22 protein-coding genes and 1 pseudogene are annotated in these 25,622 nt (G+C 47.1%); 5 read left to right on the forward strand and 18 right to left on the reverse strand.

What is annotated here, in order from left to right; all coding sequences use genetic code 11:
* Positions 1-8: 8 nt before the first annotated feature.
* A complete protein-coding gene (gene speE / locus BJQ97_RS16650; RefSeq protein WP_160157432.1) occupies positions 9-836 on the reverse strand; it encodes a polyamine aminopropyltransferase in 828 nt (275 codons plus the stop codon).
* Between the two features lie 256 nt (positions 837-1,092).
* Between speE and BJQ97_RS16655 the strand changes: the two genes are divergently transcribed.
* Positions 1,093-3,138: a transglycosylase domain-containing protein gene (locus BJQ97_RS16655; protein WP_160157433.1), complete on the forward strand. Its 2,046-nt coding sequence runs from the start codon at positions 1,093-1,095 to the stop codon at positions 3,136-3,138.
* Between the two features lie 132 nt (positions 3,139-3,270).
* Here BJQ97_RS16655 and BJQ97_RS16660 read toward each other — a convergent pair whose 3' ends face one another.
* On the reverse strand, positions 3,271-3,786 hold the full coding sequence (locus BJQ97_RS16660; protein WP_144329630.1) for a YwhD family protein: 516 nt from the start codon (positions 3,784-3,786) through the stop codon (positions 3,271-3,273).
* Positions 3,787-3,805: 19 nt separating this feature from the next.
* Positions 3,806-4,474, reverse strand: a complete 669-nt coding sequence (locus tag BJQ97_RS16665) for a site-2 protease family protein (RefSeq protein WP_144329655.1) — start codon at positions 4,472-4,474, stop codon at positions 3,806-3,808.
* Positions 4,475-4,605: 131 nt separating this feature from the next.
* Here BJQ97_RS16665 and BJQ97_RS16670 point away from each other — a divergent pair, with 131 nt between their 5' ends.
* Positions 4,606-4,794, forward strand: coding sequence for a 2-hydroxymuconate tautomerase (locus BJQ97_RS16670; RefSeq protein WP_066232289.1), 189 nt, complete (start codon positions 4,606-4,608; stop codon positions 4,792-4,794).
* A 345-nt stretch (positions 4,795-5,139) separates the two neighbouring features.
* Here the strand turns inward: BJQ97_RS16670 and BJQ97_RS16675 are convergent, their stop codons facing one another.
* The 3 genes from BJQ97_RS16675 to BJQ97_RS16685 all read right to left on the reverse strand — a co-directional run bounded on the left by BJQ97_RS16675 (position 5,140) and on the right by BJQ97_RS16685 (position 7,343).
* Positions 5,140-5,658 (reverse strand): YwgA family protein, encoded by a 519-nt coding sequence (locus BJQ97_RS16675; RefSeq protein ID WP_160157434.1) that lies wholly within the window; start codon positions 5,656-5,658, stop codon positions 5,140-5,142.
* On the reverse strand, positions 5,634-6,971 hold the full coding sequence (locus tag BJQ97_RS16680; protein ID WP_160157435.1) for an HD domain-containing protein: 1,338 nt from the start codon (positions 6,969-6,971) through the stop codon (positions 5,634-5,636). The genes BJQ97_RS16675 and BJQ97_RS16680 overlap by 25 nt, the downstream gene beginning before the upstream one ends.
* A gap of 144 nt (positions 6,972-7,115) precedes the next feature.
* Positions 7,116-7,343: a YuzB family protein gene (locus BJQ97_RS16685; RefSeq protein ID WP_011232879.1), complete on the reverse strand. Its 228-nt coding sequence runs from the start codon at positions 7,341-7,343 to the stop codon at positions 7,116-7,118.
* 175 nt (positions 7,344-7,518) lie between these two features.
* On the opposite strand from BJQ97_RS16685, the gene BJQ97_RS16690 reads away from it, so the two are divergent.
* Positions 7,519-8,172, forward strand: a complete 654-nt coding sequence (locus BJQ97_RS16690; RefSeq protein ID WP_160157436.1) for an RsfA family transcriptional regulator — start codon at positions 7,519-7,521, stop codon at positions 8,170-8,172.
* A 163-nt stretch (positions 8,173-8,335) separates the two neighbouring features.
* Here BJQ97_RS16690 and lipL read toward each other — a convergent pair whose 3' ends face one another.
* Positions 8,336-9,193, reverse strand: a complete 858-nt coding sequence (gene lipL, locus BJQ97_RS16695; protein WP_144329626.1) for an octanoyl-[GcvH]:protein N-octanoyltransferase — start codon at positions 9,191-9,193, stop codon at positions 8,336-8,338.
* Positions 9,194-9,317: 124 nt separating this feature from the next.
* On the reverse strand, positions 9,318-10,298 hold the full coding sequence (gene pta / locus BJQ97_RS16700) for a phosphate acetyltransferase (RefSeq protein ID WP_160157437.1): 981 nt from the start codon (positions 10,296-10,298) through the stop codon (positions 9,318-9,320).
* A 240-nt stretch (positions 10,299-10,538) separates the two neighbouring features.
* Here pta and hemQ point away from each other — a divergent pair, with 240 nt between their 5' ends.
* Together hemQ and BJQ97_RS16710 are read left to right on the forward strand one after the other, a co-directional pair.
* Positions 10,539-11,285 carry a hydrogen peroxide-dependent heme synthase gene (gene hemQ / locus BJQ97_RS16705; protein WP_011232883.1) on the forward strand — a complete coding sequence of 249 codons (747 nt, stop codon included), beginning with the start codon at positions 10,539-10,541 and terminating at the stop codon, positions 11,283-11,285.
* Positions 11,286-11,395: 110 nt separating this feature from the next.
* Positions 11,396-12,561 (forward strand): IS3 family transposase gene (locus BJQ97_RS16710; RefSeq protein WP_160157438.1). Its coding sequence is split into 2 segments (ribosomal slippage): positions 11,396-11,654 and positions 11,654-12,561, totalling 1,167 coding nucleotides; the frame shifts between segments, so codons are not numbered across the junction.
* Between the two features lie 198 nt (positions 12,562-12,759).
* Here the strand turns inward: BJQ97_RS16710 and BJQ97_RS16715 are convergent.
* From BJQ97_RS16715 to BJQ97_RS16750, 10 genes and pseudogenes are all read right to left on the reverse strand, one after another.
* Positions 12,760-13,881 (reverse strand): IS110 family RNA-guided transposase, encoded by a 1,122-nt coding sequence (locus BJQ97_RS16715; RefSeq protein WP_160157651.1) that lies wholly within the window; start codon positions 13,879-13,881, stop codon positions 12,760-12,762.
* A 45-nt stretch (positions 13,882-13,926) separates the two neighbouring features.
* Positions 13,927-14,679: an IS21-like element helper ATPase IstB gene (gene istB / locus BJQ97_RS16720; RefSeq protein ID WP_021322668.1), complete on the reverse strand. Its 753-nt coding sequence runs from the start codon at positions 14,677-14,679 to the stop codon at positions 13,927-13,929.
* Positions 14,676-16,181 carry an IS21 family transposase gene (istA, locus tag BJQ97_RS16725; protein ID WP_160156529.1) on the reverse strand — a complete coding sequence of 502 codons (1,506 nt, stop codon included), beginning with the start codon at positions 16,179-16,181 and terminating at the stop codon, positions 14,676-14,678. Before istA ends, istB begins: the two co-directional genes overlap by 4 nt.
* A gap of 357 nt (positions 16,182-16,538) precedes the next feature.
* Complete coding sequence (locus BJQ97_RS16730) at positions 16,539-18,206, reverse strand: IS1634 family transposase (RefSeq protein WP_023633822.1); 1,668 nt, start codon at positions 18,204-18,206, stop codon at positions 16,539-16,541.
* Positions 18,207-18,620: 414 nt separating this feature from the next.
* Positions 18,621-19,910 carry an EF-P 5-aminopentanol modification-associated protein YfmH gene (gene yfmH / locus BJQ97_RS16735; protein ID WP_160157439.1) on the reverse strand — a complete coding sequence of 430 codons (1,290 nt, stop codon included), beginning with the start codon at positions 19,908-19,910 and terminating at the stop codon, positions 18,621-18,623.
* 1 nt (position 19,911) lies between these two features.
* The gene (yfmF, locus tag BJQ97_RS16740; RefSeq protein WP_160157440.1) at positions 19,912-21,177 is read right to left on the reverse strand and encodes an EF-P 5-aminopentanol modification-associated protein YfmF; all 1,266 of its coding nucleotides are present in this window, start codon (positions 21,175-21,177) and stop codon (positions 19,912-19,914) included.
* Between the two features lie 64 nt (positions 21,178-21,241).
* Positions 21,242-21,651: pseudogene (locus BJQ97_RS17810) on the reverse strand (IS982 family transposase); the annotation flags it as partial.
* A 500-nt stretch (positions 21,652-22,151) separates the two neighbouring features.
* On the reverse strand, positions 22,152-22,691 hold the full coding sequence (locus tag BJQ97_RS17985) for an IS630 family transposase (protein ID WP_268892780.1): 540 nt from the start codon (positions 22,689-22,691) through the stop codon (positions 22,152-22,154).
* Positions 22,688-23,218 (reverse strand): IS630 family transposase, encoded by a 531-nt coding sequence (locus BJQ97_RS17990; protein ID WP_201451656.1) that lies wholly within the window; start codon positions 23,216-23,218, stop codon positions 22,688-22,690. Before BJQ97_RS17990 ends, BJQ97_RS17985 begins: the two co-directional genes overlap by 4 nt.
* Positions 23,219-23,829: 611 nt before the next feature.
* Positions 23,830-24,417 (reverse strand): GNAT family N-acetyltransferase, encoded by a 588-nt coding sequence (locus tag BJQ97_RS16750; RefSeq protein WP_015375298.1) that lies wholly within the window; start codon positions 24,415-24,417, stop codon positions 23,830-23,832.
* Positions 24,418-25,622 lie beyond the last annotated feature (1,205 nt).

Here is a 25,622-nt window from a genome sequence, read left to right on the forward strand (position 1 = left end):
GCGCCCCCTTACTTCGTTAAATCCGCGACAAATTTCGGCAAGACGAAACACGCTTTGTGCAACTCTTTCGTATAATATTTCGTATCAATGTCATGGAATCGGTCGTCGCTCACGGCGAGCGGGTCGTATTTTTTCGAGCCGAGCGTAAACGTCCAGAGCCCGCTCGGATACGTCGGAATGTTCGCCGTATACAAACGGGTGATCGGGAATATTTCCTTCACGTCGCGATAAACGTTGCGGATCAAATCCGCTTTAAACCACGGATTGTCCGTTTGGGCGACGAAAATGCCGTCTTCCTTCAACGCGTTGGCGATGCCGGCGTAAAACCCTTTTGTAAACAAGTTGACCGCCGGACCGACCGGTTCGGTCGAGTCAACCATAATGACGTCATACTCGTTTTCGCTTTTGGCGATATGCATAAACCCGTCATCGACTTTCACTTCGACGCGCGGGTCATCGAGTTTGCCGGCAATCTCCGGCAAGTAGGTTTTCGAACACTCGATCACTTTGCCGTCGATTTCGACAAGCGTCGCTTTTTTGACGCTTGGATGCTTCAGCACTTCGCGGATGACGCCGCCGTCGCCGCCGCCGACGACAAGCACGTTTTCCGGATTGGGGTGGGTGAACAACGGCACGTGGGCGACCATTTCATGATAGACGAACTCGTCTTTTTGCGTCGTCATGACCATGCCGTCGAGCAAAAGCATGTTGCCAAACTCCGCTGTTTCCACCATATCAAGTTTTTGGAACGGCGTTTGTTCTGTATGTAAAGTGCGGATGATGCGTGCGGTGATGCCAAAATGCTCCGTTTGCTTTTCGGTGAACCAAAGTTCCATCGGTAACATCCTTTCTCCGAGCGTTGCTTACTATACAAGTTTTCCTTAGCCAGCGAAAAACTAAACATGAAAAAGTATAGAGCAATCTAGCAAAAATGCAAGAGGAACAAGTTTAAAATAAAAAATTTTTTTTCATACTGATAAGAAAAAGCGGAAAACCTCGCTGGCGAAGCCTTGACAAAAGCAAGGCGGCGCATTCAGCCGGGCGTCCGCCCGCATGTCTGAAACAACGCCAAAACCGTTGAGGTGATGCGCAATGGAACCGATCCCAGGCAGCCGTTTTCGCGGCACGTGGAAATATGTGCGCGCCGCCGTCTTTATCGGCTTTTTTCTCGCCATCTTTGCCTTCGCCGCTCTCGGGAGCTTTGTGCTGTTCGCGAAAATCGAAGGCGCACCGCCGGTCGCCGTGCCGCAGACGACGATTTTTTATGCCGCTGATGGCAGCAAAATCGGGGAAAGCGACCATGGGCAAAAACGCTACTGGGTTCGGCTCAAAGACATATCCCCGCATGTCATCGAAGCGACGATCGCCGTTGAAGACCGGAAGTTTTACGAGCATCACGGGTTTGATTTGAAGCGAATCGCCGCCGCAATCATTGCGAATGTAGAGGCGATGGCAAAAGTCGAAGGGGCGAGCACGATCACCCAGCAATATGCACGCAACTTGTTTTTGACGCATGAAAAAACGTGGTCGCGAAAAATCCAGGAAGCATTGTACACTATCCGGCTTGAAGCCAACTACAGCAAAGATCAAATTTTGGAAGGCTATTTAAACACGATTTACTACGGCCATGGGGCCTACGGCATTGAAGCAGCGGCTCGCTACTATTTCGGCAAGCACGCGAGCGAGCTGACGCTCAGCGAGGCAGCGATGCTGGCCGGCATTCCAAAGGGCCCGTACTATTATTCGCCGCTTGTGAACGAAGAGCGGGCAAAAGCACGGCAAAAAATCGTGCTCGCCTCCATGGTGGCAGCTGGCTACATCAGCCGCAAAGAAGCGGAGCAAGCGTACCGCGACAAGCTCGTCTATGCCCGGCATGAGAAACAGGAACAGCTGATCGCTCCGTATTTCCAAGATGTGATTAAACAGCAGCTTCGCGCGAAACTCGGCCTTGATGAGCGGACGATTGAGCTTGGGGGGCTGCGCGTCTATACGACGCTCGATCGGCGCCTGCAGCGGATTGCCGAAGAGCAAATCCGCCGCATCATCGACCCGCACTCCGCCATTCAAGCAGCGCTTGTGGCGATGGATCCACGCACCGGAGAAGTGAAGGCGCTCATCGGCGGACGCAACTACGAAGAGAGCCCGTTCAATCGGGCCGTGCAGGCGGAACGCCAACCAGGTTCGACATTTAAGCCGTTTTTGTATTATGCGGCGATCGAGCAAGGATTCACCCCATCGACCCAACTGCGCAGCGAACTGACGACATTTACGTTTAACGGCGGCCGATCGTCGTATACGCCGCATAATTACAACGACTACTATGCCAACGGCCCGATCACGCTCGCTCAGGCGCTCGCTGTATCCGATAACGTCTTTGCGGTGAAAACGCTCCAGTTCATCGGCGCCGACAAACTTGTCGAAACAGCGAAAGCGCTCGGCATTACAAGCAGATTGAAAGCAGTGCCGTCGTTGGCGCTCGGCACCTCGCCGGTGAAGGTGATCGACATGGTGGCCGCGTACAGCACGCTGGCCAACTACGGCAAGCAAACCGAGCCGGTGTTTATTCAAAAAGTCGTGGATGCAAACGGAAACGTACTGTATGAACATAAGCCGGAGAGCCGGCAAGTGCTCGACCGCGACGCCGCGTTTGTGACGACCCATTTAATGACCGGGATGTTCGACCCGAAGTTAAACGGCTATACAACCGTCACCGGGCAGTCAATCATCGATGACATCACGCGTCCGTACGCCGGCAAGTCGGGAACGACGAAAACGGACAGTTGGATGATCGGGTTCGCCCCGCAGCTGGTCGCCGGCGTCTGGACCGGCTACGACCGCGGAGAAACGATGGATCGTCCTGCCGAAAGGCAATACGCCAAACAAATATGGGTTCGCTTTATGGAACAAAGCCTCGCCGGCGAGCCGAAACAATCGTTCAAGCCGACCAAAGGCGTCATCGGCGTCTACATCGACCCGCAAAACGGCAAGCTGGCCACGGACGCTTGTCCAGTGAAACGAAAAACATACTATCTCGTCGGTACAGAACCGACCGACTATTGCACCGACCATTTGGAAAAGAAAAAGAAGAAAAAAGAAGACGGAAAAAGCTGGTTCGAGAAATGGTTCCCATGGTTTTAAGCAAAGAAAATCCCCTGCGTGCATACGCAGGGGATTTTCTTGTCCTAGTTTTCCTGTGTTATACATGTAGATTTAGTTTATCCCTTTTTCCAAACAAGAACAAGCCCTTGAACAAATATGTTCACAAAACCGTCACAATTCGCCTTCGAGCCCTTTTTTCAGTTCATCGCTCGAACGGTTCCACATCCCAATGTCGTGCCCTTTCAAAAAGTCAGCGAGCACCCGTTTTGATTTTGCGTCCATATGATCGACAATAATGTGCCGCTTTAGCGATTTATCGAGCCGGTTCACATGTTCCGGCAATAACTTATAGCCGCGGCGCGCCTCACGGTCGACCGTCATTTCGCACGCCGTCACCCCAGCGTAATACGGACCGTCCTCGCCGCGTTCGATCGTCACCCAGACGATCCAATACGGCTTGCCGTTTGGCACGGCGGAACGGTCCGGCAAAAACTTGATGCCGCGCTCAACGGCGCTGCGCGCATGCATCGCCCCCATATCGACAAACGCTTCGCCCGCTTCGACGTCAATGATGACCGGCGACACGTTTTCTAAGCTCAACGCCCCAGCGCCAAAGCCGCGGTGCCCGTCGGTCGGATCATCTTTGATGATATTAAAGCCGGTGGTTTTTTTCTTTTTTTGCTCCATTCCGCTTGTTCCTCCTTCCTTACATAAACAAATTGGCGACCAACGACTGCAAATTTTCCAATACAAACGGCAGCGCCACTTGAAACACCGGCTCAATCGTATATCGGTCAAGCGGCGTGAGCACAAGGATGAGAAAAATGAGCGCCCCGTAGCTTTCCCATTGCGTCATTTTCGCCCGCAGCCCATCCGGCGCCAAGTCTTCAATAATACGATACCCGTCAAGCGGCGGAAACGGCAATAAATTAAACAAAAACAAAACAGCGTTCAAGCTGATAAAAATTTGGAAAAACAGATCAAATCCAGCGGCGAACCAATCCGGCAGCGCCCGCATGATGCCGAAGTCGATCATCGCGTACCAAATGACAAATCCAAGCCCGGCAAGCACGAGATTACTCAGCGGCCCGGCAACCGACACGAGAACGCCGGCAAGGCGCGGATTTTTGAAGTAAAAGCGATTGACCGGCACCGGACGCGCCCAGCCAAATCCCGCGAGAAAAATAAGCAGGGTTCCAAGCAAATCCAAATGGGCAAACGGGGACAGCGTCAACCGCCCTTCGTTTTTCGCCGTCGGATCGCCGAACTTGTAGGCGACATATGCATGAGCGAACTCATGCACGGAAAACGCTAACGCCAGCGTCAAGAGCACGTACGGAATTTCGCTTAACGAATACGGCAAAATTTGATCCACTTTCATAAGCCCCTTTTCCTTATATTCACTATCTTTAGTATACATGATTAGCGGAAAAAAGTGGACTCAACTTCCTCACCCCGTGGTATAATAAGCGCGACAGCACCCGACAATGAAATGGAGGGACAACCGTGCCGTACGTAACGATCAAAATGCTTGCCGGCCGCACAGATGAACAGAAGAAAGCACTTGTTGAAAAAGTGACGGACGCCGTCGTCGAGACGACAGGGGCGAAGCGGGAGAGCGTTGTCATATTCATTGAAGAAATGACAAAAGACCATTATGCGATCGCCGGAAAACGGCTGAGCGATGCCGAGTAAGGCGAAGGGCGGGAGCGCTATGAGGCGCTCCCATTGCTTTTTGGAACGAAAACGAATATTATTATATTTGGTTTTCAATATTGTTCGTTTTTTAGGAGGTTGCCCATGATTCGCTTTCTACGAAAATCGGTTGACCGGAAAACAGAATTTCTCGCCGGCTTGACGACGTTTGCTTGCGGTGTTGTTCTTTTTGCAGCTGGCGTTTTTGGTGCATTAACGACAAGAAGGTATCCCGTTGTCTTCGGGACACCTTTTCTTTTCAGGATCAACCGGTCGTATTTTGGGCAACGAGGATTGCATGTTGAGGCAACTCCTTCTGCCGGCTGGCACATTAACAAAGCCCGCCTACACGCGGGCTTTGTTGTGGCATCGGCTGCGCAGCGTGTCAATGTACGCGTACGCCTCCTCGATTTCTTCTTCCGTATAGCGCTGTTTGCTTTTCAACACCGCAATTTTCGCTTTCACTTCGTCTCTCGGCAAATGTTCGAAATACAGCACGGTGGACACAAGTTCCAAAAAGCGGGCGTTTTGTTCATTCAACGCCTGCATGCATTCAGCAAGCCCCGGCATGTCCCAGTCGTAATGGCGCAAAAACTGCTCCCCCGCCTCGGTGAGCGTATAACGGTATTGCACATAACCGCTTTTTTTCTCTTTCACTTCATGTAAAAAGCCGAGCGCGCACAGCTCCTCGATGCGGCATGTCAGCTCTTCCGAATACGGGCCGTAAAAGTGGAAATCGAATTTCTCGTAAAACGGAAAGTCGAGCTTTTTCGCGATGTAAATCATTTTTTGCAGCTTTTTGCGGCCGGCAATTTCCCCCGCGGCGGCCAGCGCCTTCATCACTTTCGCATGCTCTGTGAGCACTCTCCGTCATCTCCTAACCACTTTAAAATTTCCATAATCTTTTTCTTCACTGTCCGCTTCGTCGACAAGTCTTCCAGGAAATCAGCCGGGAAATACAGTTTATGGTCGGTGCGCCGTTTCCCTGAAATGGCGTCAACGAGCACCGATTCACGCGACAGCTCGCGAAGCTCCCCGTTTGGCATCAACAAATAAATCGGCAGGCGCTCGCCTTCCTCGCCCGGCCGATAAAAGTCATACGGCAAATCGGACGACGAATCGACGACCAAGTAGTAGTCCGGGTCAATGCCCGCTTTTTTAAACAAACCGGTCAGCTCAATGAGCTTCGCCATTTGCTCGTTCGTCGGATGAAACTCCGTATATTTGAACAGGCGGCGGCGGACAAACCGCTGGCACAAATCGCTTAAAATCGGATCCCGTTCGTATTGCCATTGCTGGAAGTAAAACAAGATGACTGCCTCATCCAGCGCCAAGTAATCGCCGAGCGACACATTGCCGGCAAAAAACGACAAAAAGTGGACCGGCTTCGTCTGAAAACGATACCCCTCTTCATACAGCTTTTTCGCCCGATGCAAAATTTTCGTCAAAATGACTTCCGCACTGCGCGTCACGGGATGAAAGTACACTTGCCAGTACATTTGGTAGCGGCTCATGATGTAATCCTCAACCGCATGCATGCCGCTTCGTTTGATGACGACTTGGTCTTCGCGCGGGCGCATGACGCGCAAGATGCGTTCCATGTCAAAATAGCCGTAGCTGACGCCGGTGTAGTAGGCATCACGTAACAAATAATCCATCCGGTCGGCGTCAATTTGGCTCGAAATGAGGCTCACAACAAGCTTGTTCGGGTACGTTTTGGCGATCACTTCCGCCACTTTTTGCGGAAAATCGTCGCCCACTTTGCGCAAGGCGGCGTTCACTTCTGTATCGCCTAAAATGATGGCCTGTGTAAAATCTTCGTGGTCGAGGCGAAACACTTTTTCAAAAGAATGGGAAAACGGGCCGTGCCCTAAATCGTGCAAGAGCGCCGCGCATAGGCAAAGAAGGCGCTCGCGATGATCCCAATGATCGCGGCCGACAAACACGTCGTCAATGATGCGGCGGATGATTTCGTAAACGCCGAGCGAATGGTTGAACCGGCTATGCTCGGCGCCGTGAAACGTCAAATATGTCGTGCCGAGCTGCTTGATGCGGCGCAGGCGCTGAAATTCTTTTGTGCCGATCAAATCCCAAATCACTTTGTCGCGAACATGTATGTATCGGTGCACCGGATCTTTAAACACTTTTTCTTCGTCAAGCTGCCCGCCGGAATACATCGCATCCTCCTCTTCCGTCTCCAACATACATCTATTATACGCCGTTTCTGGCTGCAAAGAAATAGTTGACTTTTTTCTCCGCCTTTCTCCATTATTGACGGAAAAAACAAAAAATCACCTTCTTTCGGCAAAGAAGGTGATTGGTTACCGTTTTTTCAGCCTTTCGGCAATTTTATCGATCAGTTCGTCTTCCGTCAGCGCCGCCACCGGACGGTTGTTGACGAAGGCGAACGTCTTTTTCCGCCCCGGGCCGCAATACGACTGGCAGCCGATTTTGATGACCGCGTCCGGGTCCAGCTTTTTGAGGCGCGGAATCAATGTTTTTAAATTCGGCGCCTTGCAGTCGTCGCAAACGCGAAACTCATTCGCCATCACTCGTCATCCCTTTCTGTGGCGTTTGCTTTGTGTATTCTACCGCTTTCGCGGGAAAATTGCAAGTTGGCATGCTTTCACCCTTGTAATTTGCCAATCCCTTAAACTTGCAACGTATATTTTTTTTCCTTTTGGTCCACCCTTTTACTAGCATGGGAAAAAGGAGTGGAGAACAATGAAACAACGGCAAGACGCTTGGACGGAAGAAGATGATTTATTGTTGGCGGAAACGGTATTGCGCCATGTGCGTGAAGGGAGCACCCAGCTGAACGCGTTTGAAGAAGTCGGCGACAAGCTGAATCGGACATCGGCCGCCTGTGGCTTTCGCTGGAATGCCGTCGTCCGCCATCAGTACGAAGAAGCGCTGCAGCTGGCGAAAAAGCAGCGAAAAGAGCGGTTGCGGCTGCTGGCCAAACAAGGAGGCGCAAGAAAGCGGCGCCTGTATGAACCGCCGATGCCGTCATTAGAGGAGTTGGGCGATGTGATGCAGCTGCCGGCCGTCGTCCCATCCTCTCCGCCGCAACAAGTGACGCTCGACCAAGTAATCGCGTTTTTAAAAACGTTCCAATCGCATGAACGGAAGCGGGAGGCGCTCGTCAAGGAAAACGAACGGCTGCGCCGCGAAATTGAAGAATTAAAGCAAAAAAATAAAGAACTTGAAGAAAAGGTTGCGAAATTAGAAGAAAATTCGTCGACCGTTCAAGAAGATTTTGAGACGCTCGTGAAAATCATCAATCGGGCGCGCAAAATGGTGTTAAAAGAGGAAGAAGAGCGGGGGCTGAAATTCCGGATGGACCCGAATGGAAACCTAGAGAAAATCGCCGAGTAACGAAAAAGGATGCCGGGTGAAAAGCCGGGCTGATCCCAACACGCATTTGCGTGTTGGGATCAGCCCTTTTTTGTTGGCGAACGTCCATCATTCGCGCCAATGTTTGGCAGAGCATGGGCCGCGGTCAGCAGCGACGAAGCGCTTCATCGAAGCTAAAAGGGCTTTACGGCTCGACTTCTCTCATCGACTCTCCTGAAGATACGTTGGCATTTCGTTCGACGATGCGCGCCCAATACTGCTCATACCAATTCCATTCGCCGCCCTCGAGGGCAGACGAATATAGCTCGCCGCCAAACGACTGCAGCGTGCGCCAAAGGGCGACAAGCAGCTCATCGATCGACAACTCGCAGCCGAGAAGCTCAGACAGCGACGCCATGACAGCTGGGACAACATCGGGGTAGGCGAATTTCGTTTTCTCTCCTTGGCGGCCAATCTCATAAAAGCGGCGAATAAGCTCAGCCCGCGCGGCTCCGCTCCCGTTGACGCAAAGGTAGATTTGCACGGCAACGCCGCCGCGCACGCGCCGTTGGGAAATGCCAGCAAATTTTTTGCCGCTGATGCTCAAGTCATAGCTTCCCGGACAATACGAACCGACGACTTCCCCAGCCTCAACGCGGGCGCCGCGTGAGGCAAGCATGGCGGCCATGAGCGCGTACATCGCTTCATACCCTTGCTCGATGGCAATCGTGTTTTTCGTTTCCGGAAAAATGAGCGAAATATTCAACACCCCGCTGTCAAGGACAACGGCCAACCCGCCGGAATTGCGGACGACGACGCGATACCCTTCCTGGCGCAAAAACGAAACGGCCTCATCGATGTACGGAAGCTTCGTATCAGCGGCACCTAAGACGACGGTATTCTCATGCACCCACGTGCGGACGACCGCATCCGACTGTCCCGCACCAACCGCGGTGCATAATGCATCATCGATGGCAAACGATTGTTTTGCATCAAACAGCGGACCGAAATGCGACTGGTCGATGACCCGCCATTTCGGTCGATGCAGCAATTCATGGCCCATCGCGAGCAACCCCTTGCATAGATCATTCCAACTCTATTCATTATAACATAATCGCCATTAGCGAATGGCGCAAAAAGAACGAGGGGGCGCATGCCTCCCTCGTTTTTATCGAGCGGCAGCCCCGTCACTCCCCAAGCGACTGGGCAGCGGTGATGAGCGCAAGCTTATAGGCGTCTTCGGCGCTGCAGCCGCGCGATAGGTCGTTCACCGGCTTGTTCAGCCCTTGCAAAATCGGGCCGACCGCTTCAAAGTTGCCAAGGCGCTGAGCGATTTTGTAGCCGATGTTGCCCGCCTCGAGGCTCGGGAAAATAAAGACATTTGCGTCCCCTTGAATGACCGAGTCCGGCGCTTTCTTTTCCGCCACCTCTGGCACAAACGCGGCGTCAAATTGAAACTCACCATCAAGGATCAGATCCGGCGCCATTTCTTTCGCCAACCGCACCGCCTCAACGACTTTTTCCGTCTCCGGAGACGAGGCGGACCCTTTCGTGGAAAAGCTTAACAGCGCCACGCGCGGCTTAAGGCCGAACATTTTTGCCGTCCGGGCGCTCTCGACTGCGATTTCCGCCAAATCTTGGCTGTTAGGAGCAATGTTGATGGCGCAATCGGCAAACACATATTTTTCGTCGCCGCGCACCATGATGAACACGCCGGACGTTTTGCGAACGCCTGGCTTCGTTTTAATGATTTGCAAGGCTGGCCGGACCGTATCCGCCGTCGAGTGGGCCGCCCCGCTGACGAGGCCGTCGGCCGCTCCCGTATAAACGAGCATCGTGCCGAAATAGTTTTCATCGAAAAGCAACTCGCGCGCCGTTTCTTCTGTCACTTTCCCTTTGCGCCGCTCCACAAACGCCGAAACGAGCTCATCAAACCCGCCATAGCGGCGCGGGTCGACAATCTCCACCCCTTCAAGCGGCAAGCCAAGCGCTGCCGCTTTCACCCTTACGGCTTGCTCATCGCCAAGGACGATCGGCTGAAGCACTCGCTCCGCCGCCAAACGGCTCGCCGCCGTAAGAATGCGGTCATCCGTCCCTTCCGGAAACACGATTTTCCGTCCGGTTCCGGCCACTTTCGTTTTTAATGCCGCAAATAAATCGTTTGCCACGATTCATGCCTCCCTTAATGCCCAGCCGGCGTCTTTCGTTCGGAAACACGCCAGCCTTTTTCTACTATAATAAGCATACCTCTTTAATAGGGAAACGCAACGCCGGTAAGCCCTTCCAAAAAATAATTCACCTTTTGGAACAATTCAGTATACTTTCGCTCCGTGCACCAATGTCCGCGTTTTTGGGCAAACTATGATATAGTGATATTGTACATATTGATTTCATAAGGAGTGACGATGATGAGCGAAGCGGCCCAAACGTTGGATGGTTGGTATTGTTTGCACGATTTCCGCACGATTGACTGGAGCGCGTGGAAAACACTTCCAAACGAAGAGCGCGAGGCAGCGATCAGTGAGTTTTTAGCGCTTGTCGACCAATGGGAGACGACGGAAAGCGAGAAGCAAGGAAGCCATGCCGTCTACACGATCGTCGGGCAAAAAGCCGATATTTTGTTCATGATTTTGCGGCCGACGCTGGATGAGCTGCATGAAATCGAAACAGCGCTTAACAAAACGAAACTCGCCGACTATTTATTACCTGCGTATTCGTACGTTTCAGTCGTGGAGTTGAGCAACTACTTGGCGTCCGGCAGCGAAGATCCGTACCAAATTCCAGAGGTGCGCCGCCGTTTGTATCCAATTTTGCCGAAAACGAACTACATTTGCTTCTATCCGATGGACAAGCGGCGCCAAGGCAACGACAACTGGTACATGTTGTCGATGGAACAGCGGCGCGAACTCATGCGCGCCCACGGCATGACCGGCCGAAAATACGCCGGCAAAGTGACGCAAATCATCACCGGCTCCGTCGGCTTGGATGATTTTGAATGGGGCGTCACCTTGTTTTCAGATGATGCACTCCAGTTCAAAAAGCTCGTCTATGAAATGCGCTTTGATGAAGTGAGCGCCCGCTTTGGCGAGTTTGGTTCATTTTTTGTCGGCACTCGCTTGTCGGTGGAAAAAGTTCCTTCGTTCTTCCATGTATAAAAAAGAGGGGCCCAAACGCGGCAGGGTGGTATTATCCCCTACAGGTAGACAGTAAAAAAAGAGGACATTTGATATGATGTTCTTAGGAGTCTACCTGGGAGGGGATTTTTTTGGCTAAAAAAGGACAAACCTTTAACTCATATTCAGAAGAGCTTAAACGTGAAGTCGTTCGTTTGAAATTGGAGGAGGGATGGTCTTATCGACAACTTCGTGAACATTTTGGAATTAAGAGTGATGCACAGATTGCAGAATGGGTCAAGAAATTTCGAAATGGCGAGTCGTTTAAAGATCAACGTGGAGTATGGAATCGTAAACATTTTTCGAGTTTAGAAGAGGAAAATGCTTATTTGAAAGCACAGGTCGAATACTTAAAAAAGCGCAATCCAAATCTACATGGGAAGGAGTGGTCCTGAAAGCTGATCGGTTTCATATTATTGATGAACTACGAAAAAAACATAGACACCCACTGTCATGGCTGTTAAAAATTGCAGAGGTTTCAAGGGCTGGATACTACAAGTGGCGCAAGAACCATTCAAACATGTCAAGACGTTTGGAAGAAGACCTTTTGTTGAAAGAACATATTTTAGCTATTCATAAGTTACATCCGTACTATGGATATAAACGCATGACAAGGGCATTATCCAGAGAAGGGATCGTTGTAAATCATAAGCGTGTGCGACGTTTAATGAGGGAGCTAGGTATAAAATCGGTGATTCGGAAGAAACGACCTTTCTACGGCATTAGAGGATCTGTGGTATTTCCGAATGTATTAAACCGCGAATTCTGTGCGGAGATTCCGTTACAAAAACTCGTAACTGATATTACCTATGTACGTGTTGGAGATACATTTGCTTACTTGTCTGCGGTTTTAGATTTATATAACAATGAAATAGTCGCATGGGAACTTTCTGAAAGAAATGATCTTAATTTGGTATTAAACACCTTGAAACAACTGGAGGGGAAGCCGTTTGGCAAGAATGCTCTCCTTCATTCCGATCAAGGATTTCAGTACACGACAAAATCATATGAGAACCAGCTCAAAGAACTCAAGATTCAAGGAAGCCATTCGCGAAGAGGAAATTGTCATGATAATGCATGTATCGAAAGTTTCTTCTCACATTTAAAGACAGAGAAGTTGTATTTAGTGCGCCCAAAAACGATCGAACAGGCTTATCAGGCTATTCAAGAATATATTCATTTTTACAACCACAGTCGTTTTCAAGAAAAATTTAACGGTCTTTCCCCGATTGAATATCGAGAAAAGACCGCAGCTTAATATACTCTTTTTTTCATTGTCTACTTGACAGGGTTATGTGCAGACCTCTCTTTTTCTGTGAAAATCCATAAAACCCGGTCAACTCTGTATATCCTGTGATCAGTTTGGATACACTACAAATGGCCAAAAAAGACAACAGGAAAGCAGAGGTGCCTTATTTTTAGGCATCTCGTATATTCTGTATTCATTTTGGCTATACTAACTTACTTGTGGTCCCCAAAACGGTTCTTTTCGGGAAAGCATGCAGTAAATGGTGACAAGCATTCGGTGCGCGATCGCAACGAGTGCTTTTTTCTTTCCCCGGCGAGCCGCCAATGACCAAAATTTCGCCGCCAACGGTTGATTCCTGCATCGGGATAACGCCCATGCCGCCTCGCATAACGCGGATTTAATATGAGGATTACCCTTTACCGTTCGTGTACTTTTGCGTTTTCCAGCGCTTTCGTGATTTCCCGGGGCCACCCCAGCCCAAGAAGCGAGGCGCTGCGGTGTCGGGAACTGTCCCATATCCACTCCGATTTCGGCGATGATGACGGCGGCGGTTTCCTTTTTCACTCCAGGAATCGTCATCAGAAGATCCACTTCCTGTTGATACGGTTGTAAGAGATGGTCGATGCGTTGGTCCATCTCCTGAATCAAGCTTTCCAAATACTCGATGTGCTTCCACGATTGGCGAATCATGAACAACTCATGTTCGGTTAATGTCCCAAAGAGCGATTCCTGAATTTGTTGCTTTTTCCCTTTCATTCTTCCGTGAAGGCAAGCGTCGATATCGGCTTCTTCGATGTACCCCTGTTCCATTAAACGGGTCAAGAGTTTTCGGCCCGATACTCCGAAGATGTCGGAAATCACCGTACCCAGCTTGATATTGGAACACTCCAATACTTTATGAATTCGGTTTTTTTCCGCAATCAATTGACCCACCCACTTTTTGCGTAAACGGGTCAAGTCCCGCAATTCTCGAATTGGCGCGGGTGGCACAAAACTCTTTTCAATCAGTCCATAACGCAATAATTTAGCGATCCATTCCGCATCGGATACATCCGTTTTTCTCCCTGGGACATTCTTGATTCGCTGAGCGTTGGCCAAGGTAATGTCAAAGTAGTCCTCTAAAATGTTAAAGACCGGTTTCCAGTAAACCCCCGTACTCTCCATCGCTAGATGAGTGATTTCTCGATCCTCGAGCCATTTCAGGAGGCGAAACAAGTCTTTGGTAAACGTCGAAAACGTTTCGATCTCCTTTTGAATGTGGTCTTCTTCTCCCCAAAGCGCACAAACGACAATCGTTTTGGCATGAACTGTTTTTTGCAAGCAAAAAATGCAGAGAAGTGCAAGAAAAAATACATAGGCTTGCCAGCTCAAGACTTAAGGTTCCAGACCGGGGGAAGAGGACGGCTGGATCGCGGAGAGAGCGTTCCGCAGTCGATAGCTCTCTCCCGTAAAGGCCAGGATGTGGGCATGGTGAACCAAGCGATCCACCAGCGCAGCTGTCAAGCGGTTGTCCCCAAACACCCGATTCCACTGTCCAAATTCCAGATTCGACGTCACGATGACGCTTTTTCGCTCATAACAGTCGGCGATAATATGAAACAACAGCTCCGATCCTTGCTTTTGAAACGGCACATAGCCGAGTTCATCCAATATCAACAGTTCGCACGCATCGATGCTTCGTTTCAGCCGCCCGAGCGTGCCATTTTTCAATGCCTCTTCCAGCTGGGCGACGAGATCCGCGACGCGGAAAAACCGAACCTCATGGCCTTGTTGGCACGCCTGGATGCCGAGCGCTGTGGCGAGATGGGTTTTTCCTGTCCCGGGCGAGCCTAAAAGCAGAACGTTTTGCTTTCGCTCCAAAAAGCGAAGGTCACACAATTCCTTCTTCGATGTCGTGGTCGGCCAGTGGATGTGATCCGACCATTCGTAATCCTTCAGCCATTTCAACTCCCGAAACTTGGCTTTCTTGATCAGCCGGGCCTGTTTCGCCTGCTGGCGGCACGACAGCTCCAGCGCCAATACATCCCGCAAAAACTGCTCTTTCGTTTCGAACATCACCTCCTCGAATCGATCCGCGATATAGGCCAAATGCAGCGCTTTACAAATCTCTTTCACCTCTGCTCTCATCCCTGGACACCCCCTTCCCGAACGGGGTGAAGACGTTGATCATACACCGTTAAATCCGTTTCATAGTCGATCAGGACGGAAGGGGTGTACGATTCTTCCCACTTGGCCGGGTAATGGGATTGCTCGGCTTCCATCAACACCCCGATTTCATGAGGAGCCAAGTCCCATCGCTGACTCTCCTCGAGCCACTGGGCGATTTCATAAAGCGTGCAACGATCCAACAGCGCTCGCAGCCCTTTCAAACGGGCCGCCACCTGGGGCGGGGTGCCAGCCAGATACGTTCGGATCGCTTCCGGCAAGTACGCCCGGTATCGGGAATGCCCGACAACCCGGGGTTTGGTCTCCCACTCAGCGAAAATCTCTTTCCAAGGGATCTCGCGTTTCACGTTCGTATACGGCCTTGGCATCTCAAGATGTATGCCTCCGTCAGGAGAGAGCACAAAGAAACGATCCCACTCTTTTTTCACCAATACCCGGTTGGGGACGGACAGGCCATGGACGACGAACGCCTTCCCATCCACCATCACTTCTCCGTACTTATTCACGTAAGCGTGATCGAGGGAGAAGATCGGAAGATCTTGTTCCGGCAACGCCAACAGCTCCGGCCGCTCTTCCTGCCATAGCTCCTCTATCAACCGCCCCTTTTCATAATGAGGGCGGTTTCGGTCCTCGACCATCTTGCGATGCAGCCACTCCACCAGCTCCGGATCCGACTCGATCAACGGAGCCGGGACGAAACAAAGGTTGCGAGTGTAATAGACTTTTCGCTCCGCATTTCCTTTCTCATGTCCGCTGTATGGATTGCACACTTGTACATCAAACCGATAGTAGAGTTGAAATTTCTCAAAAGCCTCGGTGAATTGGCGTTCTCCCCCTTTTCGAATCGACACGATGGCCGCGGACAAATTGTCAATGCGCAATGCCTTTGGCACTCCCCCAGCCTGACGAAACAGCTGCGTCAACCCATGGAGGAAGCATTCACTGTTTTCCGCCGGCAGCGGATAAGCAAACGCAGCGTTGCTATACGGGAAGCTTACGATCAAAACCGATCGTTCTTCTTCCTTCCCCTCCTTCGTCACCACCGTCATCTTCCCGAAATCCACCTGCGCCTCGCCTGGCGGGTGCTCAAGTCGTTCATAGCGCTGTTCTTTCTCGAGTTTGAGCTGCGGTCTTCGTTTTTGCACGTACGCGCAAACGGTGCGATACGAGCCTTGAAATCCATGGTCACGACAAAGCGCTTCAAACATCGTCTTGTTCGTTCGCCGTTGTTTTCTCGGCAGCTTGGCATCCTCCTCCAACCAGTCATCAATGATTTGCCCGTATCCTTCTTCCTCCATCATCCCCTTTTTGCGTTTGATGGTTGGTTGGACAGAAATGCCGCCATCCGCGTATTTCTTGACCGTTCTCCAGTTATATCCCGTTTCGCGGGAAATTTCCGCAATCGATAACCCTTTCTTTTCACGCAGTTTTCTGATACGATTCATTTCGGGCATTGCCAGCATCCTTTCGCTCCTCCACTGTTTGGTTTATGTGTTCACAACTTCCACAGTAGAGGAAATGTTAGGGGCTGGCAAGCCTTTTTTCTTTGCCTTAGGCTCTGCACGTTTCGTTGCAGAACTCTGTATTTTTATTTTGCACTAAACAACCGGGATGAAAAAATCCTCCCGATTTTGGTCGAGAGGGTGCGAAATGTGAGTTTTATCCAAAATGTGTCAAGGAATAATAATTCCTTGATACTTTAAATTTTTATGTGAACCCGAGTTCGACCCCGAGTTCGACAGTCACTAGGCAAACAAAATGCCTCTCGCCCCTTGATACAAAAGGGATCGGAGGCATTTGGGCACACTTCGGGCGTGTATCTAGGTGCGAGGGTGGATGCCTAGAATCTTTGGAGGAGGTTCCAGCCCTAGAGCCGCAAGGAATAGCGCTTGTTTGGCCGTCAGTTCGGTTCGTTGATAAAGGTCGCCGTTTTTTGAAGAAAAATGTCCAAGCATGAGACGCTCGCATTCGTCTCTTACTTTCGGCCACGATTCATGAGTTCGGATCTCCACGATCCGAACCAGCAAGAGAGCCAGCCAACTGAGCAGCACATGCGCCCGGATACGGTCTTCCAAGCGATGATACATGGGGCGCAGCTCGAGTGTTGATTTCAACGTCCGAAAGGCCTGCTCGATATCCACCAGTTGCTTATACCCGAGCGCGACATCCTCGGCAGACAAGGTGTCATCGGAGGTTCGGATGAGATATTTGCCATCGTACTTTTCCGCTTCACGAACCGCTTGCTTGTCGATGCGAAGCGTTCCATCCTTCAATTGACGCAAGTATTTTCCGTAGGACGGATGGGAACGCAGCCGGCAGGTGGCCTTATGATGAGCTTCATTGGGGAGTTGGCGAAGCCCCTCCAACTCCTCTTTCAGCGATTCGAGCAGCTTTTCCCGTTCCTTGCGTTGGCGTTCGGCTTCGCTGGGATTGTACACGAGAACATAGCGCTGACGCGCTTCTCCGTCGCCCACGATGATTTCTTTGATATGCAAGTTCTCGCGAACTTGTTGGTAGCGCCCGCGACGGTTTAGGGCCTCTTCGACGGCGGCTTTGCCGGACCGCATTTTTTCGCCGACAATGTAGTGTCCCCCGGCCTGTTGCAAGATTCGCAAATTCTCTTCAGACGAAAATCCGCGGTCCATCACGCTGATCACACGCCCAAGCTTCCAGCCAATCAAGTCTTGTTTCACCTGTTTGATGACCGTCATATCCATCGTATTGCCAGGCCATACCCAAGCGCGAATGGGGACTCCTTCCCGGGTAACGGCCAGTCCAATGACGATTTGGACCAAATCGGGACGCTTATCTTTGGAAAACCCCTGCTTTCGAAGCGATTCTCCTTCTGGTGTTTCGGATGGATCCACTTCGAAGTACGACGAAGTCGTATCAAAGTAAATCAAATCGACTTCCAGGTTCAATAAATCGGCCACGGCATGGAACACTTGGCGTTCCAATTCCGGCTGCACAGCCAGCAGCTCATCCATCGCCCGGTACAACTGGTGGCTGGCGACTTGGGGAAGATGAGGGATATGCACGTCTTTCTCCACCCACTCCTCCATCGCCAACTTGCTTGACGGATGAAGGGCACGATTCGCCACCATGGCAAAAATCAGCCGTTCCAACGGAATCTGATGATGTCGGGAGGCAAACAAGGAGTGGAGAATCTCTCCCAATCCCAGTTGTCTCCAGAGCTGATCCAAAAGCCAAGCGCCACCAAGGCGTTTGCTTGATTGAAACTGAAAGTCATCCGACACTTCTCCTGTCAACGTCTCGATTTCCCAAGCCTGCTCAGGAGAAAGGAATCGCGAAATGCTTTTGGCCAGACGCTCCAAGACAGCGCGATCCACCTCGTCTTCGCGCCCAAACGAATAAATCACCTTCGCTTTCGCATATTTGGCCTTCGGATCCCATTCGTTGTGAGCAAGCTGGAGATACGCCACGGTCGTTCCATCTTTGTTTTTGCGTGTTACTCGCCGTATGTACATGCCTATATTATAACCGATATTCAGCTGTTTTAAAAGTTAAAATAAACAAGTCGTGTGCCTATGAAATTCAGTGTTTTTTTCTAGGATCCGCATCGCGAAATCTTTGATATAACAGCATTTTGGCCATTTTCATTTGCCTAAAATGGCCTCAAAACTGTCGAACTCGGGGTGAAAATCAGTTATCTTTTCGTTCATAAATTGTCAAAAGCAAGAAAAAAAGAGTTCTTGTTTAAAAGAACTCCTTAATTTTCTGTTCTTCTCTTCGAAGTTTTCGTTGCGTCCGTTCATAGTCATTCGTAATGGTAAGTCGTTTCATCTTTCGTCCACTCCCTTTCCGATCGAGTGTTTTGGAGCAGTATGGACAGAGTGTGGCGGATCTATAGGCATGTTAACATTACAAGGTGCATTTATATATTAATCTTTATTAGAAACAATTTGACAAAAAGTAAAATTCTCTTCATTAAAATATTGGTTTGAAACTTCTATCAAATTATCAATAGAAAGGGATTGCAAAGTATCAATTACCTCAAAGAAATTTATTCTATTGAATTTATATCTTGTAAATTGTTTCGCAATATCTTCAGGAGAGTTTAGCAAACGTAAGTATGAACCCATTATCTTATTTCGAATTCTATCGAAAACTTCTTTTGAAGGAGGATTGTACTTAATCTTTTGCGTCATATCAAATAACTTTTGGGCTAACCTATCAGGTTTACTTGTGTCTCCCCCTATCATAGAAAAACCAAACCCATATTCCTCCGTATGTCTATACGAAAAGTTATTGTTAATTAGCCCCTCATCGTATAATAAATCATAGTTTTCTGAATTTTTACCAAACAAAAACTCAAGAAGGATTTGAACTGATAATTCATGTTTAAGAAGTTTTATTCCTTTGTGTTTCGAATTATTATTTTTAAATCCTATCATACATTTTGGTGTCTTTATTGGCATTCTTATTGTTTTCTGCTTTCTGACAACTTCGGGCGGTTCTGACGGAAAAATCCTTCTAACTCCGTTAAATTTTTGATACGCTTTTTTCGCTTGGTTATTTATAACTAAATCAATAATTTCTTCAGGATTAACCGGTCCTACAATAAATAAAAGCATATTACTCGGATGATAGAACGTTTTATAACATTCGTATAACAGTTCCTTTGTTATTTTTGATATAGATTCTATCGTTCCAGTAACACCAAATTTAACAGGATGATTGTGATACATATTTTCTAGCGTTCCAATATAAACGAGCCAATCAGGATATTCATCGTACATTTTTATTTCCTGTTTAATTATTTCTTTCTCTTTTTCAACAGTGTAATCAGTCAAATATAAGTCTTGAACAAAATCAACCAAAGTGATTAAATTTTCCTTAATATTTACAAATGTAGAAACTAAATAAGTCGTCCTTGTAAATGTCGTAAATGCATTAACAGAGGCTCCTTGCTTGCTAAAACGTTGAAATACATTTTCTCCTTTACTTTCAAACATTTTATGTTCTAAAAAATGAGCAATCCCACAAGGAACCTCTATAGGTTCCGATTGTCCTATCGGTACAAAATGGTTATCTACTGAACCATACTTTGTTGTAAATGTAGCATATGTTTTGTAAAAATCATGTTTTGGCAATACATACACTTCTAAGCCATTGTCAAGAGTTGCTGAATAAAGTACCTCATTTAATTGTTCAAATTTGATTTGATTCATACTACTTGTTCCTTCCTTTTAAAAAGTAAACTGTATCAAGTTTGATTTTGTGAGCCATTTTTATGACATCAGACTCCGAAACATTATCAATCCCTAGTAGCCAATCTTCCATTGTCTTTTGACAATCGTTAACAACATTACGATAGAACATTTCAACAATACCTTTTGGATCATCTAAAATCCCCAAAAGTTGCGATTTTATTAAGGTCTTTGTTCTTTGAAAATCGGTCTTAGAAAAATCGCCACGTTTTAAACTTTCTAATTGTTTATTTATTATGTGTAGCGTTTTTTCATAGTTTTGAATCTCTATCCCAGCCATTAAAAACAATAATTCCTTATGACTTTCGTATCTGGAAGAAATATAATAAGCAAGGCTCTCTTTTTCACGGATGTTTGTGAGTAATTTGGAATGAGGGAATCCCCCAAACATCCCATTAAAAACTTGTAATGCATAATAATCTGAATTACCGTAATTAGTATAGGTTCTGTACCCTAGATGTAGTTTACCCTGTTCAACTTCTTGTTCATCAGTAACATAATTAACTTGTTTAACCTCTTTTTGCTTCGATTCAAAATCAAGTTTTACTACATTATTACGAATTTCATATTGAAGTAGCTTATCAACAATTTCTACATTTTTTTCATGGTTCACATCACCAACAATATACAAATCTATTTGATCTTCTAATATCGCTTGATGATAGTAATCATATAAACTTGACGAAGTTACTTGGTCAATCTGGATCATGTTACCGTAAGCATGAATTCTATAAGGTTCCTCCTTGCACATTTCCTCTATTAACCTCTTATTTGCAAAACGAATTTTATTATCATAAACAGAAAGGATTCTTTGTTTAAGTACTTGCTTTTCTTTTTGTATAACATCTTCATTAAAACTATCTTGATTTCTCCAAGGATTCATAACAATATAAAAAATGAGATTTAAAACGTGTTCAATCAATTGTGTTTTGGTAGGTAAATATTTTTCATTGACCGCTTCTATACGTAAAGTAATAATGTGAAACTCACCTTTTTTGTCGATACTTATATTCAATGTTGCACCATATAATTCATCCAATTTTTTTCTAATTTCTTTTTTAGCACTATTTTGTAGAACATAAGGAAGTATCGACCGAAAAGTAACTATATCTTCAGATATTTTTTGTTTTAATCGTAAAATAAAAGTATTCGTTTTAAACTTTTTTGTTTCAATGGTATGTAACGTTAAACCTCTCAATGCCTGAACTTGTTCATGGATTATCTTCATAGTTAAAAACAACCTCTCTTACGATAGATAACTAAATATCCGTGGTGCTAGTTGAACATTAACGCCTCACGTGATGACACAGCGCAAGAGGGACAAGATCTCCACAACAGCATAGGCATGATGTTGTCCGTGCCTCGCTAGTTGGTGACGGATCTATTAGAAAAACTCTATTTAACGGAAAAACGGAGCAACCGACAACAACAGTTATATCGAGAGCGTTCAGGGAACATCTCCCTAGTGAATAAGTTTCCAATGACATACTGATACCCTGCTCGTTCCGAAGTAAAACAAAACAACTTTCCAAGAATATGAATGGCGATTATGACCCATTTCCTTGCTTTAACAAATGACGATTTCAGCGCTACAAATACATTTAGAGCCGCCAGACAGTTGCGCTGATACCAAGAACAAGATCGCCGTATATTGCTTTTGAATTTCCGCTTGATCCGTTGTAAAATGAAGACGCTCTTGTATGGGATTTCTCCTTTCTAATGTTAGGTGAGCACTTTCATTTTAAAAGGAGATTTTCATACAAGGACTATTTTTATGCTCGTCTGATTTTATCTAGCACCACGGGTAACTAAACATCATGCAATACATATCTTTTTATATATATTCAGAATTTAACTTCTTCTTATAATTGATAACGCGGTAAAAATAGAGTGTAAATTAAAAATTTCCAATAATGATTTATAATTGTACATGTAACAGATAGCAATGAAATCTATACCAACGCGGCTGCTCTACCCCGTTAATCTTTAATTGATCAAATACCCATTCAACGCATTATGGAGATCAAACAGACACTTTTCAAATCCAGTTTTCAAGAAGACAGCAATCACATAACCATAGGCACCTTTTGTTTCTCCACTATTCCAGCGGTTAATCGAGAAAACAAAAAGAATTCTCACTTGTTCAACCGTTCTTTATACCTTTAAACTATATAAATGCACCTTGAAAAGTTAACTTTTCGATTACGCGGCACACCCCAAGCGCCGCAACACTTCCTCCGGGCGTTCCTGAATGTAATGAGCAAATCGTTGAACCGCTTGCAGGATCTCGTGGCGGTCTTTGTGAAAGGCGTTGGCGATCACCGTATCCTTCAGCCATTTCCACAAACGCTCGATCGGGTTGAGCTGCGGCGAGTAGGGCGGCAGATACAGGAAATGAAAACATTGTCCTTCTTCTCGCAAAAAGTCCTTCACCATTCGAGCGTGATGAATCCGGGCATTGTCCAAGACGAGCGCAATCATCCGGTTGGGATGCCGCTCTTTGAGCAGGCGCAAGAAATCCAAGAACGTCGTGGCGTTGGCGGCTTCTGCTTGGTGAAGCACGGTGTCCCCATCGTGGACGTTCACGGCGCCAAATACCGAAACATGGGCATGATGGCCGAATGTCGGCACACGTTTTTGACGGCCGACCTCGGACCAAGTGGATCGCAAGACATGATAAGAGCGGATATGCGTTTCATCGATGTACAGAAGAACGGCATCTTCTGTCTCCTTGGTGATCAAGTTTTTTTTATCAAATCCATTTGCTTTTCAAATTGCTTTTGCTCATCCGGATTCCCTTTCGCCAGCGTGTACGTAGGGCGAGTCCATGACAGACCTTGACGGTGCAGGAGTTTTCGCAGCGCTTCACGGGAAAGCCAAACACCAAAGTGCTTTTCGACATAGGATTGCAGGAGTTTGGTGTTCCACGCCGAAGCGACGTCCCAGCCCAGTTCCGCGGGAGTGGTGGTCAACACAAGCTGTTTGATCTCTTCCTGCTGTTCTTCGGTGAGAAACGGCTCCCGTCCGGGGGCGAAATCCCGATGAAGCAAGAGCTCCAGACCGCCTTCGTTGAACAGCGACACATAATGGGAAACGGTTTGTCGGCACACGTTGACCATGGAGGCCGCCTCTTTGCCCAAATAACCTTCCATGACCAAACGAACCGCCATCACCCGTTGGCGAAGAAGCGCGTTTTTGATTTTCCGTTCCTGTTTGCGAAGCGTCCGTGGCGTCCATCCGTGATCATGGGTGATGTTGAGACGTTTCATGAATGATCCCGCTCCTTTTCCATAGGTTTCCTTAGGAACAGGATAACCGGAGTGTGCACCGGTTATACGAAGGTTAACTTTTTAATGAGCATGTATATAGTAATACCGAGTTGAAATGACCCATTTTGTTTGGGGATCATACTACAAGAATGTTTCAAAGGGCCGTACCATCCACCATGATCACTTTCAGAGATTAAACACATACATCGTTTAAGAGATGATGATGAACATCAGAAAATTCTTGCTTTTGAAAGCATCGGCTGGTCCTTGAAAAGGTGGACAGATGAGAGACTCATAAATACATCAAAAATAGCAAAAACAGCGGAAGATGTTCATCAACTGCTACAAAGAATCGATCGTAAAGCACGTTTTCCAAAATAAACATTTAATCAATTGCCTTTTTAGACACCTGTGGTCTTCCCGCCACATAAGGTATTTCCAGAAAAAAGTTGATCGATGCATCGAAATAAAGCCTCTAAAAGAGGATCGATTTCATCGGTGTATTCGATCAAAGAATTGGAACTCTTGATAGTGTCACCCCTTTGAAGTTTTTTAGTAACTGTATATGATTCCCAATAAGAGTGGATTTTTTGTGTCCCTTTATTCATCCGTTATGCGTTTTGCAACCCGTTCCTTGATTTAAAATAATCTCGTTTTAGAATAGAGTATATAGCCATATCCCTAAATTTACCTTTAATATACCAATGTTCTCTCATAACCCCTTCAAATTGCATCCCTAACTTTTGTAAAACTCTTAAAGATTGAACATTTTCAATCATAGCAAATGCCTCAATTCTGTTTAATTCCATCTTGTCAAAACCAAATTCAATGATTTTATTAGCCGCTTCAACTGCTAATCCCTTCCCCCAATACTTATACGATAAAACAAAACCTATCTCAGCTTTATGATGATTGGGTAACCATTTAACTATATCAATTGTCCCGATCATTTTATTATCTGCTTTTGAAACGATTCCCCACGGAGCTAAACTACCTTCTTTATAAGACTTAATTACAAATTCTAAAAATTGAATTGAATCTTCAATGGTATGATGAGGTCTCCAAGGTAAATATTTGCAGTTTTCCGGATTTGACGCATAATCAAATAAATCATATGCATCATCTAACGTTAATTTTCTTAATATTAAACGTTCAGTAGTAAGTGTAGGCAAATCCCCAAATACATCTTTAATCTTCAAATTCCTCAACCCTTTCTATACCTATATTTTAATATTCCTTCTGTGTCTTAAAACACTTAATTCAAAAAAGTGTTTATCCACTAGACTCTCGGCATACTCGCATTATATACTACCCTGTTACGGCTTGAACATTAATACAAAACCGTGGAAATTCTTTATTACAGCTTATATACCTTAACTATATAGGTGCACATTAAAACATTAACGTTCATATAAGTGATTTCCGCTCTAGTTATACTGCTCCTAAACATCCCAAAAGGAGCGGGAATAACATGAAACGATTGAAAATCACTAATGATCTCGATGGACGTCACGAACACTTCGTTAAGAAGAGCGAAAAATCAAAAATATTCCCCTATGTTAACGCGTCATGGCCGTTCACCTCGTCATGGAAGGTTATCTGAACAAAGAGATCGCTTCCATGCTCAATCTGTGCTGCCAAAGTGAGGCGTTTTATGTATCCCTATTCAACGAAGGCGGGATCGATCTACTGCTCGATCGGAAACATCTGCCGGGCCGGGAACCGTTTCTAACGGCGGAATAGCAACAGGAACTGAAACAAATCATTTTGATCCACACACCAGCCGAACTCGGTTGGGACATTTCTTCTTCTTGGAATATGTGGATCATTCAGTCTTATACTCGAGAGCGCTACGTGGTCACCATGTCCCAGGAAGGGATTCGTAAACTTTTATTTACATCGAATGGGACTCTCTTGGAACTGGCTCACCTATACATCGGCGAAAGGCGATACCGAACCACGATAAGCGTTTTGTGAAACAAATGGAACTTATAAAAAACTGATTGATCCCAACACTGTTATTTTATATGTCGATGAGGCCCACGTCCGGCCCTATCAAGTCTTGCGGGCCACTTGGTCAGAAGCTGGCCGGCAAAAACAGGTGCCCACTTATGGCATCATGCCTACGTTTCTCTATTGGGTGTGGTGAATATCCTTAATGGAGACACCGTTCTTCACCGAGCGACAACTAGGAATGCCACGACGTTTTTGGATTTTTTAAAGACTCTGGAGAGCCGTTTATCCAGACAAGCTGATCGTGCCGGTGTTCGACAATGCACGCATCCACCATACTAGAATGGCCAAAGATTTCTTGCCACAAGAGGGAGATTTAGTTTCACTTTATCTTGTTGCCCCCGTACTCCCCATAGCTGAATCCCATCGAACGCGTGTGTAAATAGCTCAA

Origin of the sequence: Geobacillus sp. TFV-3 (genome assembly GCF_009901865.1) — a bacterium.
In the GTDB taxonomy this organism is placed as follows: Bacteria; Bacillota; Bacilli; order Bacillales; family Anoxybacillaceae; genus Geobacillus; species Geobacillus thermoleovorans_A.

Coding starts and splice junctions, on each gene's coding strand:
- BJQ97_RS16685 (WP_011232879.1), bottom strand. CDS start 7,343: ATGGCGAATGAGTTTCGCGTTTGCGACGACTGCAAGGCGCCGAATTTA.
- istA (WP_160156529.1), bottom strand. CDS start 16,181: ATGCTGGCAATGCCCGAAATGAATCGTATCAGAAAACTGCGTGAAAAG.
- yfmF (WP_160157440.1), bottom strand. CDS start 21,177: ATGAAGATAATCCATGAACAAGTTCAGGCATTGAGAGGTTTAACGTTA.
- speE (WP_160157432.1), bottom strand. CDS start 836: ATGGAACTTTGGTTCACCGAAAAGCAAACGGAGCATTTTGGCATCACC.
- BJQ97_RS17990 (WP_201451656.1), bottom strand. CDS start 23,218: ATGAAACGTCTCAACATCACCCATGATCACGGATGGACGCCACGGACG.
- BJQ97_RS16660 (WP_144329630.1), bottom strand. CDS start 3,786: ATGGAGCAAAAAAAGAAAAAAACCACCGGCTTTAATATCATCAAAGAT.
- BJQ97_RS16680 (WP_160157435.1), bottom strand. CDS start 6,971: ATGTATTCCGGCGGGCAGCTTGACGAAGAAAAAGTGTTTAAAGATCCG.
- istB (WP_021322668.1), bottom strand. CDS start 14,679: ATGAGAGCAGAGGTGAAAGAGATTTGTAAAGCGCTGCATTTGGCCTAT.
- BJQ97_RS16655 (WP_160157433.1), top strand. CDS start 1,093: ATGGAACCGATCCCAGGCAGCCGTTTTCGCGGCACGTGGAAATATGTG.
- lipL (WP_144329626.1), bottom strand. CDS start 9,193: ATGGGCCATGAATTGCTGCATCGACCGAAATGGCGGGTCATCGACCAG.
- hemQ (WP_011232883.1), top strand. CDS start 10,539: ATGAGCGAAGCGGCCCAAACGTTGGATGGTTGGTATTGTTTGCACGAT.
- yfmH (WP_160157439.1), bottom strand. CDS start 19,910: ATGAATCAAATCAAATTTGAACAATTAAATGAGGTACTTTATTCAGCA.
- BJQ97_RS16730 (WP_023633822.1), bottom strand. CDS start 18,206: ATGTACATACGGCGAGTAACACGCAAAAACAAAGATGGAACGACCGTG.
- BJQ97_RS16690 (WP_160157436.1), top strand. CDS start 7,519: ATGAAACAACGGCAAGACGCTTGGACGGAAGAAGATGATTTATTGTTG.